Origin of the sequence: Kitasatospora purpeofusca (assembly GCF_000718025.1) — a bacterium.
In the GTDB taxonomy this organism is placed as follows: domain Bacteria; phylum Actinomycetota; class Actinomycetes; order Streptomycetales; family Streptomycetaceae; genus Kitasatospora; species Kitasatospora purpeofusca.
On sequence record NZ_JODS01000001.1, the window covers coordinates 370,639 to 389,559 of the forward strand.

24 protein-coding genes are annotated in these 18,921 nt (G+C 74.7%); 5 read left to right on the top strand and 19 right to left on the bottom strand.

The features are described from left to right. Positions 1-44 precede the first annotated feature (44 nt). From IF01_RS0101715 to hisI, 11 genes are all read right to left on the bottom strand, one after another. Positions 45-377 (bottom strand): hypothetical protein, encoded by a 333-nt coding sequence (locus IF01_RS0101715; RefSeq protein WP_030391396.1) that lies wholly within the window; start codon positions 375-377, stop codon positions 45-47. A 212-nt stretch (positions 378-589) separates the two neighbouring features. Continuing rightward, positions 590-1,399: a tryptophan synthase subunit alpha gene (gene trpA, locus IF01_RS0101720; RefSeq protein WP_030391397.1), complete on the bottom strand. Its 810-nt coding sequence runs from the start codon at positions 1,397-1,399 to the stop codon at positions 590-592. A gap of 2 nt (positions 1,400-1,401) precedes the next feature. Next, positions 1,402-2,682 carry a tryptophan synthase subunit beta gene (trpB, locus tag IF01_RS0101725; RefSeq protein ID WP_051754814.1) on the bottom strand — a complete coding sequence of 427 codons (1,281 nt, stop codon included), beginning with the start codon at positions 2,680-2,682 and terminating at the stop codon, positions 1,402-1,404. Between the two features lie 54 nt (positions 2,683-2,736). Further along, complete coding sequence (trpM, locus tag IF01_RS51505) at positions 2,737-2,886, bottom strand: tryptophan biosynthesis modulator TrpM (protein WP_369826235.1); 150 nt, start codon at positions 2,884-2,886, stop codon at positions 2,737-2,739. Between the two features lie 10 nt (positions 2,887-2,896). Beyond that, on the bottom strand, positions 2,897-3,703 hold the full coding sequence (trpC, locus tag IF01_RS0101730; protein ID WP_030391399.1) for an indole-3-glycerol phosphate synthase TrpC: 807 nt from the start codon (positions 3,701-3,703) through the stop codon (positions 2,897-2,899). A gap of 261 nt (positions 3,704-3,964) precedes the next feature. Then, positions 3,965-4,417 carry a DUF2752 domain-containing protein gene (locus tag IF01_RS0101740; RefSeq protein WP_030391400.1) on the bottom strand — a complete coding sequence of 151 codons (453 nt, stop codon included), beginning with the start codon at positions 4,415-4,417 and terminating at the stop codon, positions 3,965-3,967. A gap of 84 nt (positions 4,418-4,501) precedes the next feature. Next, positions 4,502-4,759, bottom strand: a complete 258-nt coding sequence (locus IF01_RS0101745) for an HGxxPAAW family protein (RefSeq protein WP_030391401.1) — start codon at positions 4,757-4,759, stop codon at positions 4,502-4,504. Between the two features lie 145 nt (positions 4,760-4,904). Then, the gene (locus IF01_RS0101750; RefSeq protein WP_037778613.1) at positions 4,905-5,540 is read right to left on the bottom strand and encodes a TIGR02234 family membrane protein; all 636 of its coding nucleotides are present in this window, start codon (positions 5,538-5,540) and stop codon (positions 4,905-4,907) included. A gap of 20 nt (positions 5,541-5,560) precedes the next feature. Continuing rightward, positions 5,561-6,007: a hypothetical protein gene (locus IF01_RS43445; protein ID WP_030391403.1), complete on the bottom strand. Its 447-nt coding sequence runs from the start codon at positions 6,005-6,007 to the stop codon at positions 5,561-5,563. Positions 6,008-6,061: 54 nt separating this feature from the next. Next, positions 6,062-7,576, bottom strand: a complete 1,515-nt coding sequence (locus tag IF01_RS0101760) for an anthranilate synthase component I (protein WP_030391404.1) — start codon at positions 7,574-7,576, stop codon at positions 6,062-6,064. 38 nt (positions 7,577-7,614) lie between these two features. Next, positions 7,615-7,986 carry a phosphoribosyl-AMP cyclohydrolase gene (gene hisI / locus IF01_RS0101765; RefSeq protein WP_030391405.1) on the bottom strand — a complete coding sequence of 124 codons (372 nt, stop codon included), beginning with the start codon at positions 7,984-7,986 and terminating at the stop codon, positions 7,615-7,617. A 180-nt stretch (positions 7,987-8,166) separates the two neighbouring features. Between hisI and IF01_RS41175 the strand changes: the two genes are divergently transcribed. The 3 genes from IF01_RS41175 to IF01_RS0101780 all read left to right on the top strand — a co-directional run bounded on the left by IF01_RS41175 (position 8,167) and on the right by IF01_RS0101780 (position 10,472). After that, on the top strand, positions 8,167-8,856 hold the full coding sequence (locus IF01_RS41175) for a hypothetical protein (RefSeq protein ID WP_157855137.1): 690 nt from the start codon (positions 8,167-8,169) through the stop codon (positions 8,854-8,856). Between the two features lie 30 nt (positions 8,857-8,886). After that, complete coding sequence (locus IF01_RS0101775; protein ID WP_030391406.1) at positions 8,887-9,534, top strand: TIGR03085 family metal-binding protein; 648 nt, start codon at positions 8,887-8,889, stop codon at positions 9,532-9,534. Positions 9,535-9,686: 152 nt separating this feature from the next. Continuing rightward, the gene (locus tag IF01_RS0101780; protein ID WP_030391407.1) at positions 9,687-10,472 is read left to right on the top strand and encodes a VOC family protein; all 786 of its coding nucleotides are present in this window, start codon (positions 9,687-9,689) and stop codon (positions 10,470-10,472) included. 77 nt (positions 10,473-10,549) lie between these two features. Here the strand turns inward: IF01_RS0101780 and hisF are convergent, their stop codons facing one another. Genes hisF through hisD form a run of 8 tightly spaced genes read right to left on the bottom strand, consistent with a single transcriptional unit; the run spans position 10,550 to position 16,360 of the window. Next, positions 10,550-11,320 (bottom strand): imidazole glycerol phosphate synthase subunit HisF, encoded by a 771-nt coding sequence (hisF, locus tag IF01_RS0101785; RefSeq protein ID WP_030391408.1) that lies wholly within the window; start codon positions 11,318-11,320, stop codon positions 10,550-10,552. Continuing rightward, positions 11,317-11,757: a Rid family hydrolase gene (locus IF01_RS0101790; RefSeq protein ID WP_030391409.1), complete on the bottom strand. Its 441-nt coding sequence runs from the start codon at positions 11,755-11,757 to the stop codon at positions 11,317-11,319. Before IF01_RS0101790 ends, hisF begins: the two co-directional genes overlap by 4 nt. Further along, positions 11,754-12,479: a bifunctional 1-(5-phosphoribosyl)-5-((5-phosphoribosylamino)methylideneamino)imidazole-4-carboxamide isomerase/phosphoribosylanthranilate isomerase PriA gene (priA, locus tag IF01_RS0101795; RefSeq protein ID WP_030391410.1), complete on the bottom strand. Its 726-nt coding sequence runs from the start codon at positions 12,477-12,479 to the stop codon at positions 11,754-11,756. Before priA ends, IF01_RS0101790 begins: the two co-directional genes overlap by 4 nt. Positions 12,480-12,499: 20 nt before the next feature. Further along, positions 12,500-13,135 (bottom strand): imidazole glycerol phosphate synthase subunit HisH, encoded by a 636-nt coding sequence (gene hisH / locus IF01_RS0101800; protein ID WP_030391411.1) that lies wholly within the window; start codon positions 13,133-13,135, stop codon positions 12,500-12,502. Positions 13,136-13,180: 45 nt separating this feature from the next. Continuing rightward, the gene (locus IF01_RS48865; protein ID WP_037778773.1) at positions 13,181-13,318 is read right to left on the bottom strand and encodes a CG2302 family histidine operon protein; all 138 of its coding nucleotides are present in this window, start codon (positions 13,316-13,318) and stop codon (positions 13,181-13,183) included. Positions 13,319-13,329: 11 nt separating this feature from the next. Then, a complete protein-coding gene (gene hisB, locus IF01_RS0101810; protein WP_030391413.1) occupies positions 13,330-13,923 on the bottom strand; it encodes an imidazoleglycerol-phosphate dehydratase HisB in 594 nt (197 codons plus the stop codon). Positions 13,924-13,928: 5 nt separating this feature from the next. Beyond that, a complete protein-coding gene (locus IF01_RS0101815) occupies positions 13,929-15,029 on the bottom strand; it encodes a histidinol-phosphate transaminase (protein ID WP_030391414.1) in 1,101 nt (366 codons plus the stop codon). Beyond that, entirely contained in the window at positions 15,026-16,360 is a 1,335-nt protein-coding gene (gene hisD, locus IF01_RS0101820) for a histidinol dehydrogenase (RefSeq protein WP_030391415.1), read from the bottom strand. Before hisD ends, IF01_RS0101815 begins: the two co-directional genes overlap by 4 nt. A gap of 93 nt (positions 16,361-16,453) precedes the next feature. Between hisD and IF01_RS0101825 the strand changes: the two genes are divergently transcribed. After that, positions 16,454-18,034 carry a hypothetical protein gene (locus IF01_RS0101825; RefSeq protein WP_030391416.1) on the top strand — a complete coding sequence of 527 codons (1,581 nt, stop codon included), beginning with the start codon at positions 16,454-16,456 and terminating at the stop codon, positions 18,032-18,034. Positions 18,035-18,135: 101 nt separating this feature from the next. Beyond that, positions 18,136-18,873: an LON peptidase substrate-binding domain-containing protein gene (locus tag IF01_RS0101830; protein WP_167349717.1), complete on the top strand. Its 738-nt coding sequence runs from the start codon at positions 18,136-18,138 to the stop codon at positions 18,871-18,873. Positions 18,874-18,921: the final 48 nt, after the last annotated feature.

Below are 18,921 nucleotides of genomic sequence, written 5' to 3' on the forward strand. Positions count from 1 at the left end.
AAGCCGAAAGAGTGAACATTGATAGTTGTTGACCCGGTTTCACCCTAACGAGTGGTCGGGTCGCAGCCGGGCGGCCACCCCAGGTCGTACCGGTCGACCTCGTACCTCCCGGGGCCGTACCTCCCAGCCTCGGATCTCCCGGCCTCGGACCGGCCGTCGCCGAGGAGCGCCGGCCGCCCCTGCGGGTCCGAGCGGCCGGCCCGGACCACCGCCTCCATCCGGACCGCCTCGGCACACACGTACGCGTCCCGCTCGGCCCGCTCCACCCCCCTCTTGGCCAGGGCCGGGACGACCGCCGCCTGCGCCCCGAGCGCGGCGCCGAGGGCCAGCGCGGCCGCGGCCGCCCGTAGCAGCACGGCTCGCTGAAGACCGGGCATCGGCCGACCCCTTCCGCTCGCTCCCGCGCCCCCGGGGGCGCGTGGTTCGTGCACTCGTCCCTCCACTCAACGCCGGTCAACCCCCGCTGATGCGCGCGCCCCGCAGTGTTCACCCGTTCGGGTCCGACCGGCCGCCCGCGCCCGGCGGAACGCCGACGGCCCGCCACCTCCGAGGAGATGACGGGCCGTCGGTGACAGAACCGAAAGCGGATCTAGCTGCGGCGGACGCCCTGCGCCAGCTCGCCGGCCAGCTCGCGGACCGCCGCCAGCGCGGCCCCCTCGTCCCCGTCCGCGTCCAGGATCCGCTGGACGAAGGCCGAACCGACGATGACGCCGTCCGCGAACCCGGCGACCTGCGCCGCCTGCTCACGGGTCGACACCCCGAGGCCGACGCAGACCGGCAGCTCGGTGGTGGCCCTGGTCCGGGCGACCAGGTCCTCGGCGAGGTCGCCGACCTGGGCCCGGCTGCCGGTCACGCCCATCACCGCGGCCGCGTACACGAAACCGCTGCCGGCCGCGGTGACCTCCGCGAGCCGGCGGTCCTTGCTGCTCGGCGCGACCACGAACACGGTGTCCAGACCGTGCTCCTCGGCCGCCTTGCGCCACTCCACGGACTCCTCCACCGGCAGGTCCGGCAGGATGCAGCCCGCCCCGCCGGCCGCGGCCAGGTCGGCGGCGAACCGCGCGACGCCGTACCGGTCCACCGGGTTCCAGTAGGTCATGACCAGCACCGCCGCGGCGGGGTGCGCCGCGGCCACCTCCTGGACGGTGCGCAGCACGTCCTTGATCCGCACCCCGCCCCGCAGCGCGATGTCGTCCGCGGTCTGGATGGTCGGGCCGTCCAGCACCGGGTCCGAGTGCGGCAGGCCGATCTCGACGATGTCGCAGCCGCCCTCGATCAGCGCGCCGACGGCGCGGATGCCGCCGTCCACGGACGGGAAGCCGGCCGGCAGGTAGCCGATCAGCGCGGCGCGGCCCTCCGCCTTGGCGGCGGCCAGGATGCCACTGAGCTTGGAAGCCATGGTCACTTACCCCCGTGGGCGGAGCCGGCGCCCGGCTCGTCGTAGAGGCCGAAGTACTCGGCGGCGGTGTGCATGTCCTTGTCGCCGCGGCCGGACAGCGAGACCAGCACGGTGGCCCCGGGTCCGAGCTCGCGGCCCAGCTCCAGGGCGCCGGCCAGCGCGTGCGCGCTCTCGATGGCCGGGATGATGCCCTCGGTGCGGGACAGCAGCCGCAGCGCCTGCATGGCGGCGTCGTCGGTGACCGGGCGGTACTCGGCCCGGCCGGTGTCCTTCAGCCAGGCGTGCTCCGGGCCGACGCCCGGGTAGTCGAGGCCGGCCGAGATCGAGTGCGACTCGATGGTCTGGCCGTCCTCGTCCTGCAGCACGTACGTCCGGGAGCCGTGCAGCACCCCCGGGTCGCCCTTGGTCAGGGTGGCGGCGTGCCTGGGCGTCTCGGCGCCCTCGCCGGCCGCCTCGCAGCCGATCAGCCGCACCCCGGCGTCCGGGATGAACTCGTGGAAGATGCCCATCGCGTTGGAGCCGCCGCCGACGCAGGCCACGACCGCGTCGGGGAGCCGGCCGGTGCGGTCCAGCACCTGCTGGCGCGCCTCGATCCCGATGACCCGGTGGAAGTCCCGGACCATCATCGGGAACGGGTGCGGGCCGGCCACGGTGCCGAACAGGTAGTGGGTGGAGTCGACGTTGGCGACCCAGTCGCGGAACGCCTCGTTGATGGCGTCCTTGAGCGTCCGGCTGCCGGAGGTCACGGAGACCACCTCGGCGCCCAGCATCCGCATCCGGGCGACGTTGAGCGCCTGGCGCTGGGTGTCGACCTCGCCCATGTAGATGGTGCAGTCGAAGCCGAACAGGGCGCAGGCGGTGGCGGTGGCCACGCCGTGCTGGCCGGCGCCGGTCTCGGCGATGATCCGGGTCTTGCCCATCCGCCTGGTGAGCAGGGCCTGCCCCAGGACGTTGTTGATCTTGTGCGAGCCGGTGTGGTTGAGGTCCTCGCGCTTGAGCAGGATCCGCGCGCCGCCGGCCTCGGCGGAGAACCGCCGCACATCGGTCAGCGGGCTGGGGCGGCCGGTGTAGTCCTTCAGCAGCGCGTCGAGCTCGGCGGCGAAGGCCGGGTCGGACTTGGCCTTCTCGTACTCCTCGGCGACCTGCTCCACGGCGGCGACCAGCGCCTCCGGGATGAAGCGGCCGCCGTACGCGCCGAAGTAGCCGCGCGCGTCGGGCACCTCGGTGCCGGGCAGGTGGTCCCGCTCGGGCCCCGCGGAGGGGTTCTCGGACTTTTCGGACATGGTGAAGTCCTTCGGGGTGATGTCGACGGATGACGTGACGTCTGATGGCTGCGGTCAGCCGGACGTCGGACGCCATCGCTTCCCGGGGACCTGTCCGGGCTCGCAGCCGATGACGTACCGCACCCGCCGCCCCAGCACCCGGCGCGCGGGCGCGCGGCAGCCGCGCGGGCGGCAGCCGGGGGCGAGACGAGTGGCGATCTTCATGGCGGCGGGATCAGTCCTTGTGCCGGATCGCCGGGTGGGCGCCGGCCGCGACCAGGTCGGCCACGGCGGCCCGCGGGTCCTTGCCGGTCACCAGGGACTCGCCGACCAGGACCGCGTCCGCGCCCAGGTTGGCGTAGGAGATCACGTCCAGCGGACCGCGCACCCCGGACTCGGCGATCTTGACGATGCCGTCCGGGATCGCGTGGACGACATTGCCGAAGGTGTTGCGGTCCACCTCGAGGGTCTTGAGGTTGCGGGCGTTGACGCCGATGATCCGCGCCCCGGCGTCCACCGCGCGCTTGATCTCCTCCTCGTCGTGCACCTCCACCAGCGGGGTGAGGCCGATCGACTCGGCGCGCTCGATCAGCGACACCAGGGCCGGCTGCTCGAGGGCCGCGACGATCAGCAGCGCGAGGTCGGCGCCGTGCGCGCGGGCCTCCCACAGCTGGTAGGCGGTGACGATGAAGTCCTTGCGGAGCAGCGGGGTGTCCACGGCGGCGCGGACGGCGTCCAGGTCCGCCAGCGAGCCGCCGAAGCGGCGCTGCTCGGTCAGCACGCTGATCGCGGCGGCACCGCCGGCCGCGTAGTCGGTCGCCAGGGAGGCCGGGTCCGCGATCGTGGCCAGCGCGCCCTTGGACGGGCTGGAGCGCTTGACCTCGCAGATCACCCGGATGCCGTCGCCGCGCAGTGCGGCCACGCCGTCCTTGGCGTCCGGGGCCTTGGCGGCGAGCTCCTTGAGCTCGTCCAGCGAGACCCGGGCCTGTCGCTCGGCGAGGTCCTCGCGGACCCCTTCGACGATCGAGTCGAGCACACTCACTCGGGCGCCCCCATCATGATTTGCCGGTACTGACTGGCGAGGAGCCGGGGCCAATGGGCCTCCGGCCCTTCGATGGTATCGGCACGGGGGGGCGCACAGCGCATCCGCCCGGCGCGCGTCTCGTGGTACGGACACCGTCCGGGGGCTCCGGCCTGCGCCTTCACCGCTCCGCCACCCCGCCCGGCCGCACCACCGGGGGAAGGCCCGGGCGCTCCGCGACTCGAACCGGCTCGAACCGACTCGGACCGGCCGGGACCGGGCTCAGACCGACGGCGGGGCCAGACCGGCGCCGACCGGCAGGTTGCGGACCACCGTGAAGACCAGCACGAACAGCGCCACCAGCACCCAGCGCCGGGGCCCGAGCGCCAGCCGCGGCCCGGGCAGTCCGCGCAGCGCCGCCCAGAGCCAGCGCGCCCAGAGCACCGCCAGCACCACGAACAGCAGCACCGCCACCGCGTTGTCGTGCAGGGCCCCGTTGAAGTCCCCGTGGGTCAGCGCGTGCACACAGCGCAGCCCCCCGCAGCCCGGGCACCACCAGCCGGTGGCCGCGAGGAAGGGACAGTCCGGGTAGTGCCCGGGGTTGTTCGGGTCCACCGCGGCGATGTACCCGGCGGGGACGGCCACGGCGACCGCGGCGGCCAGCGGCGGAACCAGCCGGCGGGGGCCGGACGGCCGGGCGGCGGCGGTGGGGGCGGGGGCGGCGTTCACGCCCATGATTGTGCCCCTCCCGGCGCCGTCGCGGGAGAAACGAAACGGCGGGCCTGCCGCCCGCCGTTCACGTGAGGAGGTCCGACCGGGTCAGGCCGCGCTGCCGGCCAGCGCCGCCTGCTCCTCCGGGGTGTAGACGTGGGCGCTGGGCTGCGCGCCCATGCCCGCCATCGACATGGCCTTGCCGACCACGCCGCCCAGCACGACGACCGCGAGGCCGCCCCAGACCAGCAGCACCGACGGCAGGATCATCGCGACACCCGCGATGGCGAAGCCGATGAAGGAGATCGTCACGCCGGTCCAGGCGGCGACGGTGTGGCCGCTGGCGGCCTTCGTTCCTGCAGACATCAGATGGTGCTCCTACGCTCTCGGGGCCCCGGCCGGGCCTGCGGGCCCCTGGCGGGTTGACGTCTCCATTGTGCCGGGCCGTACAGCGGCGGCCCAAAGCGGGTGGCGGGTCTATCGCGTCACAGTGCGACCCGCTCCGCCCGGCTCACCGCGCGGTCGGGTCCTCGCCCCGGTCCAGCGCCTTCCACAGGTCCGCCGGGGTCTCGGCCGCCGCCGAACGCCGGTCCGGCGCCCCACCGGTCGGCGCCTCGTAGCGGCTGCCCATGGCCGGCCAGCCGCGCCCGTAGCGGACGGTCAGGAAGCCGGCCAGTGCCAGCAGCAGCCCGCCCAGCAGCGCCACCCACGGCCAGGCGGTGTGCCCGACCCCGGTCGCGGCGGAACCGGTCAGCGCCAGCTTGCGGGCCGCCTCGGCGTCCAGCGCGGCGGTGTCCCCGGCGCCCGCCGCGGCGGCCGCGGCCGCGCCCAGCCCGGCCAGCACCGTCAGCGCCCCGACCGCGAGCCGGCCGGCGCCGCGCGCGGCGAACACCGCGACCGCCGCCGCCAGGGCCACCAGGGCCAGCCCGGCGGGCAGTTCGGAGATCTTCCCACCGGTGACGGACACCTCCAGGGTGCCGGCCAGGCCCTCGGCCCAGACCCTCCCGGCGGCGGTCAGCACCAGCACCGCGCCCAGCACGGTGAGCAGCAGCATCACCCCGAGGGTGCGCCGGCCGGCCCGCGCGGCGGGCGCCGGGGCGGCGGCGGGGTCGGCGGACACGGCGTCGGTACGGGCTTCAGCGGTCACCGGACCAGTGTCCCCCGTCCTCACCCCGCCGCCGCACCCGGGGTCGGCGGCCCGACCGGGAAGTCGCCCGTCTCCAGCACCAGCGTCCCCTCCCCCAGCGGCAGGAAGAGATCGTTCCCGAACGGCACCCGCTCCGCCTCCCGGTACCCCACCCCCGGCAGCGGCCGACTGTGCACCGTGCAGACCGCCTCCCCGGGGTCCACCAGGACGTACAGCGGGACCCGCGCGTCCGCGTGGGCGCGGTGGCCCCCGGTCGGCTCCGGCACCGGCGCGACCTCCAGCACCACCAGCGCGTCGGCGGTCCGGTAGCCGCCGGCGGCGTCCGAGGACGCCCCCGGCGCCAGCACCAGGAGCCGGCTCTCCCGCCCGTCCCCGCTCAGCACGGAGCGCACACCGCCGTGGCCGCCGGACTGCCGCAGCAGCTGCTCCCTGGCGGCGGCCACGATCCTCCGCTGCACGTCAGGCATGCTGTCGTCCCTTCCGCTGCGGCGGCCCCGCGACGCGCGCGGGGCCCCTGGGGCCTACGGCCTACGCAGCGTATTCGCGGTGGCGACCGCCCGCAGGACGGCGGCGGCCTTGTTGCGGCATTCGGTGTCCTCGCCGTGCGGGTCGGAGTCGGCGACCACGCCGGCGCCGGCCTGGACGTAGGCCGTGCCGTCGCGCAGCACCGCGGTGCGGATCGCGATCGCGGTGTCCGAGTCCCCCGCGAAGTCCAGGTAGCCGACGCAGCCGCCGTACAGGCCGCGGCGGGTGGGCTCCAGTTCCTCGATGATCCGCATCGCCCGCGGCTTGGGCGCGCCGGAGAGCGTGCCGGCCGGGAAGCACGCGGTCAGCACGTCGAAGGCGGTCCGCCCCTCGGCGACCTTCCCGGTCACCGTGGAGACGATGTGCATGACGTGGCTGTAGCGCTCGATCTGCATGAAGTCGACCACCTCGACGCTGCCCGGCTCGCAGACCCGCCCGAGGTCGTTGCGGCCGAGGTCCACCAGCATCAGGTGCTCGGCCCGCTCCTTGGGGTCGGCGAGGAGTTCGGCGGCCAGCGCGGCGTCCTCGTGCGGGGTGGCGCCGCGGTGCCGGGTGCCGGCGATCGGGTGCAGCATCGCCTCGCCGTCGGTGACCTTGACCAGCGCCTCCGGGCTGGAGCCGACCACGTCGAAGCCGCCCTCGGCGCCGCCGTCCGGGCCGGGGAAGCGGAACAGGTACATGTACGGGCTGGGGTTGGTGGTGCGCAGCACCCGGTAGACGTCCAGCGCGGAGGCCGGGCAGGGTGCCTCGAAGCGCTGCGAGGGCACCACCTGGAACGCCTCGCCGGCCCGGATCCGCTCCTTGATCTCCTCCACCGCGGCCCGGTAGGGCGCCCCGCCGAACGGCGAGCGGACCTCGCCGGGGCCGGTCGGGGTGAAGGTGGCCAGGCCCGGGTCGACCGGCCTCAGCAGGTCGGCCTCCATCCGGTCGAGCCGGGCGACGGCGTCCGCGTAGGCCTCGTCCACCCCGCTCTCCAGGTCGTTGTGGTTGACCGCGTTGGCGATCAGCAGCACGGTGCCGTCGACGTGGTCGAGCACGGCGAGGTCGGTGGCGAGCAGCATGGTGAGCTCGGGCAGCCGCAGGTCGTCCGGGTTGAGGTCGGGCAGCTTCTCCAGGCGCCGCACCACGTCGTAGCCGAGGTAGCCGACCAGTCCGCCGGTGAGCGGCGGCAGGCCGTCGTCGGGGTGCCGCGGGGTGTGCAGGGTGCGCAGCGCGGCGCGCAGCACCTCCAGCGGGTCGCCGGTGGTGGGGATGCCGACCGGCGGGGCGCCGAGCCAGCGGGCGTCGCCGTCGGGGCCGACGGTCAGGGTGGCGGCGCTGCGGACCCCGACGAAGGAGTAGCGCGACCAGCTGCGGCCCTGTTCGGCGGACTCCAGCAGGAAGGTGCCGGGGCGCTCGGCGGCGAGGCCGCGGTAGAGGCCGATCGGGGTGAGGCCGTCCGCGAGGAGCCTGCGGGTGACCGGGATGACCCGGGTGTCGACGGCGAGCTTGCGGAAGGCTTCGAGGTCCATGCGGGCGGCACCTTACGGGGAGGGGCGGAGCGGGCGGTTCAGCCGAGCGGAAGCACGTCGGCGTCGAAGCAGGTGCGGTCGCCGGTGTGGCAGGCCGCGCCGGTCTGGTCGACCTTGACCAGCAGGGTGTCGCCGTCGCAGTCCAGCGCGACGGACTTGACCAGCTGGACGTGGCCGGAGGTGTCGCCCTTCACCCAGTACTCGTTGCGGCTGCGGCTCCAGTAGGTGCAGCGGCCGGTGGTGAGGGTGCGGTGCAGCGCCTCGTCGTCCATCCAGCCGAGCATCAGCACCTCGCCGGTGTCGTACTGCTGGGCGACGGCCGGGAGCAGTCCGTCCGCGGTCCGCTTGAGCCGGGCGGCGATCTCGGGGGCCAGGGCGGTGGAGCCGGGAGCGGCGGGTGTGGTGGACATGGGGCCATTGTGACAGCCCGCTCCGGCCGCCAGGGCCGCCGTCCGGATCGCGGCCGGGCCCGTGGGCGCAGGTCGGGGCGGGCGCGCGCGGGGGCGGCGCCCGGCCGGGAGGACCATCCGATCGAACGAGTTGTGCCAACCGCCTGCCGGGTGCCCCCGCTCTGCGCCATTCTCGTGGTCATGACCTCCGAGCAGCACTCCGCCGGGCCCGCCGAGCCGCCCGGCCGCGACCGGTCCGCGGCCGAACGGTCCGCCGCCGACCGCCCCGGCGGGCGCCCGGACGGGCTCACCGGCGAGCGCCCCGGCGGCGAGGACGCCCGGCCGTCCCGGGGCCTGCGGGTCGGCGTCGCGGCGGTGCTGGTGCTGCTGCTCGCGGTGGTCGCCACGGTCCTGCTGTGGCCGGCGGACGACCCGGCCCCCGCGCCGCCCCCACCCTCCCCCACCGCGACGCCGACGCCCACCCCGACACCCACGCCCACGCCGACCCCCACACCGACCCCGACACCGACCAAGGTGGTCCCGTACAGCTTCTTCACCGTCGGCACCTGCCTGGACCACCCGCAGCTGAGCCGGACGGTCACCAAGCCGGAGGCCCGCCCCTGCGAGGGCAAGCACGACGGCGAGGCGATCGCCGACCAGCTGCTGCCCGACGGGCTGACCGGCGACTACCAGGTCGCCAACGCGATGCGGGACGGCTGCAAGGACGCCCAGGCCGCCGCCGAGGCCCGGCAGGGCGGCGGCGGGCCGTACTACAGCTACCCGGTGGGCCCGAGCTACGCCTTCTACCAGCAGGGCTGGCGCGACTACACCTGCATCCTGACGGCGGGCAACCGGCCGGACACCGGCAAGCTCACCGGACACCTGCGCTGACCCCCCGTCGGCACTCGTAGGGTGGGCGGCATGTCTAACCACGCTCTCGCCGAGCGCCACCGTCTGGCCGAACTGCTGGCCGCCGCCGGGCCGGACGCGCCCACCCTCTGCGCCGGGTGGTCCACCCGCGACCTCGCCGCCCACCTGGTGATCCGCGAGCGGCGGCCGGACGCCGCCGCCGGCATCCGGATCGGCCCGCTGGCCGGCTGGACCCACCGGGTGCAGGAGTCCTACGCCGGGCGGCCGTACGAGGAGCTGGTCCGGATGTTCCGCGCCGGTCCGCCCCCGTTCTCGCTGTTCTCGCTGCCCGGCGCGGACGAGGCGGGCAACACCGTCGAGTACTACGTGCACGCCGAGGACGTCGCCCGGGCCGGCGACGGGCCGGCGCCGACGGCGGTGCCGGCCGGCCGGGCCGAGGCGCTCTGGCGCCGGCTGTCGCTGCCCGCCCGGATGGAGGCGGGCCGCCGCTCCCCGGTGCGGCTGGAGCTGTGCCACCCCGACGGCCGGACCCTGGCCGTCGGCCCGGCCGGACCGGCGACGGTGCGGATCACCGGCGAGCCGGGCGAGCTGGTGCTGCTGGCCTTCGGCCGGGGTGCCCGCACCCGGGTCGAGGTGGACGGCCCGCACGACGCCGTCGAGGCGCTGCGGCACGCCCTCCCGCTCCCCGAGCGCGAGTAGCGCCGGCAGGGCCGGCGGTCCCCGCCCCGGCTGCGGATGTCGGTGGCGGGGTGCAGACTCGCAGGTGGCCGGGAGGGGCGTCGCCGGGCCCACGGCGGCGGCCGTCCGGCCCCTGCCCGTCGTTACCGTCTCCCTCGAAGGGACGCGACACCATGCTCACCACCGACTTCCCGGCCGGCTCCCCCTGCTGGATCGACCTCGGCAGCCCCGACCCGGCCGCCGCCGCCACGTTCTACGGGGCGGTGTTCGGCTGGACCTTCCGGTCGGCCGGCCCGGAGGCCGAGGGCTACGGCTTCCTCCAGTCGGACGGCCGGACGGTCGCCGCCGTCGGCCGGCTCACCGAGGAGGGCGCGCGCTCCGCCTGGACGACGTACTTCCGCACTCCGGACGCCGAGGCCACCGCCGCCGCCGTCGAGCGGGCCGGCGGCACCGTCCGGGTCCCGGCCTTCGACGTGATGGAGGCCGGGCGGATGGCCCAGCTGACCGATCCCCAGGGCGCGCAGTTCGCGGTCTGGCAGCCGGGCGCCGTCACCGGCCTGGACGCCGTGTCCGAGGACGGCGCGCTGATCTGGATCGAGCTGCACACCGGCTCCGTGGACGCCGGCTTCGGCTTCTACCGGACGGTGTTCGGCTGGCGCGAGGAGGACTTCCCGGCGCCCGGCATGACGTACAAGGTGCTCTCCCCGGCCGAGGGCGACCTGCGGGCCACCACCTTCGGCGGCATCGCCCCGGTGATGGCCGACTCCGGGCCGCCGTACTGGACGCCGTACTTCGGCTCCTCCGACGTGGACGCGGTGGTCGCCCGGGCCACCGCCGCCGGGGCGAGCGTGCTGATGGGCCCGGAGAGCGTGCCGGACGTCGGCCGGATCGCCTGGCTGGCCGACCCGTTCGGCGCCCCGTTCGCCCTGATCAAGGGCGAGCCGCCGAAGGACGCCTGACGGGTGGCGCCCCCGGTCCGGCGCGCGACCGCCCGGCCGCGCGCCGGACCGGACCGGGCAGGCCGCGCACCGCACACTCAGCGGACCGGGTGCCCGGCCTCCCGCAGCGCGTCCTTGACCTCGCCGATCCGCAGGTCCCCGAAGTGGAAGACGCTGGCGGCCAGCACCGCGTCCGCGCCGGCCTCCACCGCGGGGGCGAAGTCGGCGAGCTTCCCGGCGCCGCCGGAGGCGATCACCGGGACGGACACGGCCGCGCGGACGGCCCGGATCAGCTCCAGGTCGTAGCCGTCCTTGGTGCCGTCGGCGTCCATCGAGTTGAGCAGGATCTCGCCCGCGCCCAGCTCGGCGGCGCGGCCGGCCCACTCGACGGCGTCCAGGCCGGTGCCCTTGCGGCCGCCGTGGGTGGTGACCTCGAAGCCGGAGGCGGTCTCGGTGCCCTCGGCGCAGCGGCGGGCGTCCACCGACAGCACCAGCACCTGGCGGCCGAACCGTGCGGCGATCTCGCGGACCAGCTCGGGGCGGGCGATGGCGGCGGTGTTGACGCCGACCTTGTCGGCGCCGGCCCGCAGCAGCTTGTCGACGTCCTCGACGGCGCGGATGCCGCCGCCGACGGTGAGCGGGATGAACACCTGCTCGGCGGTGCGGCGGACCACGTCGTAGGTGGTCTCGCGGTCGCCGGAGGACGCGGTGATGTCGAGGAAGGTCAGCTCGTCGGCGCCCTCGGCGTCGTAGAGCCTGGCCATCTCGACCGGGTCCCCGGCGTCCCGCAGGTTCTGGAAGTTGACGCCCTTGACCACACGGCCGGCGTCGACGTCCAGACAGGGGATGACACGTACTGCGAGGGTCACGGCTGCTTGCCTTCCAGAGCTTCCAGGGTGGCGGCGAGTCCGGCGCGGTGGGCGTCGAGCTCGACCTCGACGAGCAGCCGCGAGTCGACCAGGCTCTGCACCACCACGACGGTGGCCACCGGGCGCACGGCCCCGAAGAGTTCCTGGTGGGCGCGGCCCGCCGCGTCGATGTCACGGGAGTGGGTGAGGTACACCCGGGTGCGGACCACGTCGTCCGCCGTCAGACCGTACGCGGCCAGGGCCTCCAGCGCGTTGCCGAAGGCGGCCCGCACCTGCTCGTAGGGGTCGCCCTCGCCCTGCAGCACGCCGTCCACCAGCGGCCTGGCGCCGGCCACGTGGACGTGGTCCCCGACGGCGATCGCCTGCGACGCGCCGAGGAGTTCCTCCCAGGGGGAGAACCCGTCGACCCGGCCGCGCACGATCCGACGTTCCGTCATCCCGAAACCGCCTCCAACGCCTCTTCGAGGGTGAACTTCTGCTCGTAGAGTGCCTTGCCGACGATCGCGCCCTCGACTCCCTCGCCGACCAGGCCGGCGATCGCGACCAGGTCGTCCAGCGAGGAGACGCCGCCGGAGGCGACCACCGGACGGTCGGTGGCGGCGCACACGTCGCGCAGCAGCTGGAGGTTGGGGCCGGTCAGGGTGCCGTCCCGGTTGACGTCCGTGACCACGTAGCGGGCGCAGCCCTCGGCGTCCAGGCGGGCCAGCACCTCGAAGAGCTGGCCGCCCTCGCTGGTCCAGCCCCGGCCGCGCAGGGTGGTACCGACCACGTCCAGGCCGACGGCGATCCGGTCGCCGTGCTCGGCGATGACCTTGGCGACCCAGTCCGGGCTCTCCAGGGCGGCGGTGCCGAGGTTGACCCGGGTGCAGCCGGTGGCGAGGGCGGCGGCCAGCGAGGCGTCGTCGCGGATGCCGCCGGACAGCTCGACCTTGATGTCGAGGGTCTCGGTGATCCCGCGGACCAGCTCGCGGTTGGAGCCGGTGCCGAAGGCGGCGTCGAGGTCGACCAGGTGCAGCCACTCGGCGCCGGCGCTCTGCCAGGCGAGGGCGGCGGCGAGCGGCTCGCCGAAGGAGGTCTCGGTGCCGGAGGCGCCCTTGACCAGGCGGACGGCCTGCCCGTCCCGGACGTCGACGGCGGGCAGCAGTTCGAGGCGGCTCATGAGGTACACGTCTTCCGTGGTCAGAGGGTGTTGACCCAGTTGGTCAGCAGGGCGGCGCCGGCGTCGCCGGACTTCTCGGGATGGAACTGGGTGGCCCAGAGCGGGCCGTTCTCGATCGCCGCCACGAACGGCTGCCCGTGCGTGGCCCAGGTGACCAGCGGCGGGTTGATCCGCGCGCTGTGCGTCTCGAGCTCCCAGTGCCGCACCCCGTAGGAGTGGACGAAGTAGAAGCGGGCGTCCGCGTCCAGGCCGGCGAACATCCGGTTGCCCTCGGGGGCGTCCACGGTGTTCCAGCCCATGTGCGGGACGACCGGGGCCTCCAGCGGCTCCACGGTGCCCGGCCACTCGTCGCAGCCGGCGGTCTCCACCCCGTGCTCGACGCCCTTCTCGAAGAGGATCTGCATGCCCACGCAGATGCCCATGACCGGTCGGCCGCCGGCCAGCCGGCGTCCGACGATCCAGTCCCCGCGGACCGACTTCAGTCCGCGCATGCAGGCCTCGAAGGCGCCGACGCCGGGGACGAGCAGGCCGTCGGCGTCCATCGCCTTCTGGTAGTCGGAGGTGACGGTGACGGTGGCGCCGGTCCGCTCCAGGGCGCGCTGCGCCGAGCGGAGGTTGCCGGAGCCGTAGTCGAGCACCACGACGTTCTTGCCCATGTTCAGGTGTCCAGTCTTTCGTTCGCCGGTCTTCGTCCGCCGCGGTTACAGGCGCATCAGGCCGGCGCCCAGGCACATGGCCGAGCCCAGCGCGAGGACGAGGATGACGCCCTTCGCCTGCTTCTGCTTCCAGAACGAGATCACGCCGCCGGCCAGGAAGAGCCCGACGAAGATGAGGATCATCGCGGTGTTGCTCACAGCGCACCCTTGGTCGACGGGAGGATGCCGGCCGCGCGCGGGTCGCGCTCGGCGGCGTAGCGCAGGGCCCGGGCCAGCGCCTTGAACTGGCACTCCACGATGTGGTGGGCGTTGCGCCCGTACGGCACGTGGACGTGCAGGGCGATCCGGGCCTGGGCCACGAAGGACTCCAGGATGTGCCGGGTCATGGTGGTGTCGTAGGCGCCGATCATCGGCGCCATGTTCTCCGGCTCGGTGTGCACCAGGTAGGGGCGGCCGGAGAGGTCGACGGTCACCTGGGCGAGCGACTCGTCCAGCGGGACGGTGCAGTTGCCGAAGCGGTAGATGCCGACCTTGTCGCCGAGCGCCTCCCGGAAGGCGGCGCCGAGCGCGAGGGCGGTGTCCTCGATGGTGTGGTGGCTGTCGATGTGCAGGTCGCCCTCGGTCTTCACGGTGAGGTCGAAGAGGCCGTGGCGCCCGAGCTGGTCGAGCATGTGGTCGTAGAAGCCGACGCCCGTGGAGATCTCGGTCCTGCCGGTGCCGTCGAGGTCTATTTCGACCAGGACGGACGTCTCCTTGGTGGTGCGTTCGACGCGTCCGATGCGGGTCATACGGGTTACAGCTCCTTGATCACTGTGGCGACGGCGGCCAGGAAGGCGTCGTTCTCGGCGGGGGTGCCGGCGGTGACGCGCAGCCACCCGGGGACGCCGTTGTCCCGGACCAGGACGCCGTGGTCGAGAATGGCCCGCCAGACGGCGTGGGTGTCGGCGAAGCGGCCGAACTGGACGAAGTTGGCGTCCGAGTCGGTCACCTCCAGGCCGAGTCCGCGCAGGGCCCCGACCAGCCGGTCGCGCTCGTCCTTGAGCCGGCCGACGTAGCCGAGCAGGGTGTCGGTGTGCTCCAGGCAGGCCAGCGCGGTCGCCTGGGTGACGGCCGACAGGTGGTACGGCAGGCGCACCAGCTGGACCGCGTCGACGACCGCCGGGTCGGCGGCCAGGTAGCCCAGGCGCAGCCCGGCCGCGCCGAAGGCCTTGGACATGGTGCGGGTGACCACCAGGTTGGGGCGGCCCTCGATCAGCGACAGCAGCGACTCGCGGTGCGAGAACTCGACGTACGCCTCGTCGACCACCACCAGGCTGGGCCGGGCGGCCTGCGCGGCCTCGTACAGCCGCAGCACGGTGTCGGCGGCGACGGCGGTCCCGGTCGGGTTGTTCGGCGAGCAGACGAACAGCACGTGCGGCCGGTGCTCGGCGATCGCCGCGGCGGCGGCGTCCAGGTCGATGGTGAAGTCGTCGTTGCGCGGGCCGGAGATCCAGCCGGTGCCGGTGCCCCGGGAGATCAGCGCGTGCATCGAGTACGAGGGCTCGAAGCCGAGCGCGGTGCGGCCGGGGCCGCCGAAGGTCTGGAGCAGCTGCTGGAGCACCTCGTTGGAGCCGTTGGCGGCCCAGACGTTCTCCCGGGCGACGGCGAAGCCAGTGGTCCGGGTCAGGTAGGCGGCCAGGCCGTCGCGCAGCTCGACCGCGTCCCGGTCGGGGTAGCGGTTGAGGTGGCGGGCGGCCTCGGCGACCCGCTCGGCGATCCGCGCGACCAGCTCCTCGGGGAGCGGGTACGGGTTCTCGTTGGTGTTCAGCTGGACCGGGACGTCGAGCTGCGGGGCGCCGTAGGGCGACTGGCCGCGGAGCTCGTCCCGGACGGGAAGGTCGTCGATCGTGGTCACGTGCCGGAAACCGTCCACTCGCTCCGCCAATTCTGCTCGTCTCCGACGAAACGCGCCTTGATCGCGTCGCCGTGACCGGGCAGGTCCTCGGCGTCCGCCAGGGTGACCACGTGCGCGGCGATGCCGGCCAGCGCCTCGCGGTCGTACTCGACGACCTGCACGCCGCGCAGGAAGGTCTGCACGGACAGGCCCGCGGAGTGGCAGGCGCAGCCGCCGGTGGGCAGCACGTGGTTGGAGCCGGCCGCGTAGTCGCCGAGCGAGACCGGGGTGTACCGGCCGATGAAGATCGCGCCCGCGTTGCGGACCTTCGCGGCGACCGCGTGCGCGTCCCGGGTCTGGATCTCCAGGTGCTCGGCCGCGTAGGCGTTGACCACGGCCAGGCCCTGCTCCAGGTCGTCGACCAGGATGATGCCGGACTGCCGGCCGCCGAGGGCCTCGGCCACCCGCTCGCCGTGCTTGGTCCGGGCGACCTGGACCTTCAGCTCGGCCTCGACCGCGTCGGCGAGCGCCACCGAGGCGGTGACCAGCACCGAGCCCGAGGTCGGGCCGTGCTCGGCCTGGCTGATCAGGTCGGCGGCGACCTCCGCCGGGTCGGCGGTGTCGTCGGCGAGCACGGCGATCTCGGTCGGTCCGGCCTCGGAGTCGATGCCGATCCGGCCCGCGAAGTAGCGCTTGGCGGCGGCGACGTAGATGTTGCCGGGGCCGGTGACCATGTTCACCGGCTCGCACTCCTCGGTGCCGAGCGCGAACATCGCGACCGCCTGGGCGCCGCCGACCGAGTACACCTCGGTGACGCCGAGCAGCGCGCACGCGGCCAGGATGGTCGGGTGCACCCGGCCGCCGAAGGCCTTCTGCGGCGGCGAGGTCACCGCGATCCCGGCGACGCCCGCCTCCTGGGCCGGCACCACGTTCATCACTACGGAGGACGGGTAGACGGCCAGACCGCCCGGTACGTACAGCCCGACCCGGTCCACCGGCACCCAGCGCTGGGTCACCGTGCCGCCGGGCACCACCTGGGTGGTGTGCCCCTCGCGGCGCTGGTCGGCGTGGACCAGCCGGGCCCGGCGGATCGACTCCTCCAGTGCGGCGCGCACCTTCGGGTCCAGCTCCGCGAGGGCCTCGGCGAGCTGCTCGGCCGGGACCCGGGTGGACTCCAGCCGCACGCCGTCGAAGCGTTCGGTGATCTCGATCAGCGCCGCGACCCCGCGATGATGCACGTCCTCGGCGATCGGGCGCACCTTCTCCAGGGCGGCCGCGACGTCGAAGTCGGCACGGGGCAGCAGGCCGCGCGGGTCGTCGAGCGAGCCGCGCAGATCGATTCGAGAGATCACGCCCCCCAGTGTAAGGAGTGGCCGGAACCCGCGATCCCGCATTTCAGTCCGTGATACGAAGAGCGAGACAACCGGGGGACACGGGGGGACGGCATGGCGGAGCGGGCACCGGACGGCTGGACGGCGGCCGAGCAGGCACTGTGGCAGGCGTTCCGGCACGGCCGGACCCTCGATCTGCGCACCGGCGACGCCGCGGCGGACGACCCCTTCGGCGAGGCCGTCTGGGACGCCCGGCGGACGGTCCGGGCCGAGGTGCTCTCCCGGCTGCTGCTGGACGGGCCCGCCCCGGTGCCCGGCCGGGTCGCCTCGCTGAAGCTGACCGGCGCGCTGGTCACCGGTCCGCTGCGGCTGGCCGGCGGCACCATCGGGCACTACGTCGAGCTGCACGACTGCCGGTTCGACCAGAAGATCCTGATGTCCGAGGCCGAGGCCGGCACCCTGCGCTTCATCAACTGCCTCGTGCCCCGGCTGGAGGCCTCCCGGCTGGTGACCTCCGGCGACCTGCACCTGGCCCGCTGCCGAATACGCCAGGGCGTCCGGCTCACCGACGCCCGGATCGGCACCGACCTGCTGCTCAACCAGGCCGTGCTGGGCGGCGACCGGTTCGGCCGGGCGCTGTCCGCCGACGGCATCGCGGTGAACCAGGACTGCGAGGCCGACCGGCTCGCCACCGACGGCGAGGTCAGCCTGCGCACCGCCCGGATCGGCGGCCGGCTCTCGCTGCGCGGCGCCCAGCTGCACGCCGTCCCGGGCAACCGCAACGCCCTCAACGCCGTCCGGCTCACCGTCGGCCACACGCTGTACCTGAGCGGCTCGGCCGACGGCGGCTGGTTCGGCTCGCAGACCTACTACGGCTCCGGGTACGGCGAGGTGCCGCCGGCGGGCTCGCCGAGCACGCCGTTCCGCGCCTTCGGCCAGGTCCGGCTGTCCGACGGCCGGTTCGAGAACGCCTGTCTGCTCTCCGACGCCGAGTTCCACCTCGACGAGGGCGACGAGGTCACCCTGCGCCGGATCCAGACCCCGGAGCTGCGGTTCACCTGCCGCTTCCCGGCCGGCGGCACGGTCTCGCTGTCCCGGGCCCGGATCGGCAACCTGGTCGACGCCCCCGGCTCCTGGCCGCAGGGCGGCACCGTCGGCCTCACCGGCTTCACCTACGAGTGCCTGCGCCCGGCCGTGCCGTTCCCCGTCCACCAGCGGATCGCCTGGCTGGAGGGCGCCGCGGTGGAGTTCCAGCCCGAGTCCTACGAGCAGCTCGCCGCCGCGCTGCGCCGCGACGGCGCCGACGACGACGCCCGCGAGGTGCTCCACGCCAAGGAGCGCCGCCGCCGGCAGACCCTGCCGCTGCCGGCCCGGATCTGGGGCCGGGTCCAGGACGCCACGGTCGGCTACGGCTACCGGCCCGGCCGGGCCGCGCTCTGGCTGCTGCTCGCCTGGGCGCTCGGCAGCCTCTACTTCGCCACCCACGCGCTCCAGCCGCTCAAGGCCGACGAGCGGCCGCACTGGAACCCGGTGCTGTACGCGCTCGGCCAGCTGCTGCCGGTCGTCGACCTCGGCCAGGGCGGCTGGAACCCCGGCGGGGCCTCCCAGTGGGTCTCGGCGGGCCTGGTCGTCATCGGCTGGGTGCTCGCCACCACCGTCGCCGCCGGCGCCAGCCGGATGCTCCAGCGCGGATAGCCGCAGGCAACGGCGGACACTCCCGCGCGGACGGCCGCCGGCGGCCGCGGACGCGCTCGCACGGATAACCCCGGAGCGCTCGCACCGCCCGGGGAACTACGCTGTCCGCCGTGACAGAACGGCTGCCGCTCTTCCCGCTGAACAACGTGCTCTACCCGGGCCTGGTCATGCCCCTGAACGTCTTCGAGGAGCGCTACCGCCGTCTCGTCGCCGATCTGGTCGACGGGCCCGAGGACCGGCCGCGCCGCTTCGGCGTGCTCGCCATCAAGGACGGCCGCGAGGTCGCCCCGGTCCGCCCCGAGGACGGACCGGCCGGCCCGCTGGACGGCCTCGGCACCGCCACCGGCGACCCGCTGGAGGCGCTGCACCACATCGGCTGTGTCGCGGACGTCACCTCCGTCCAGCCGCAGCCCGACGGCCGCTACGAGCTGCTGGTCACCGGCACCACCCGGTTCCGGCTGCGCTCGGTCGACGTCGGCGGGCCCTACCTGGTCGGCGAGGCCGAACCGATCGAGGAGCGCACCGGCGAGGGCTCCGGGGCCCTGGCCGCCGAGGTCGAGCGTGCCTTCCGCACCTACCAGCGGCGGCTCGCCGGCGCCCGGGAGGCCAGCACCGTCGGCCGCCAGGAGCTGCCCGACGACCCGCAGGTGCTGTCCTACCTGGTCGCGGCCGCGGCCGTGCTGGAGGTCCCGCTCAAGCAGCGGCTGCTCGCCAGCCCGGACAACGCCCAGCGGCTGCGGGCCGAACTCGAGCTGCTGCGGCGCGAGAGCGCGGTGCTCGGCTGGCTCCCCTCGCTGCCCGCCGTCAACCTGACCCGCCAGTCCTTCAGCCCCAACTGAACCGGCCCGACCGAACCGGCCCCACCATCCGACCCCAGCCCCGACCGA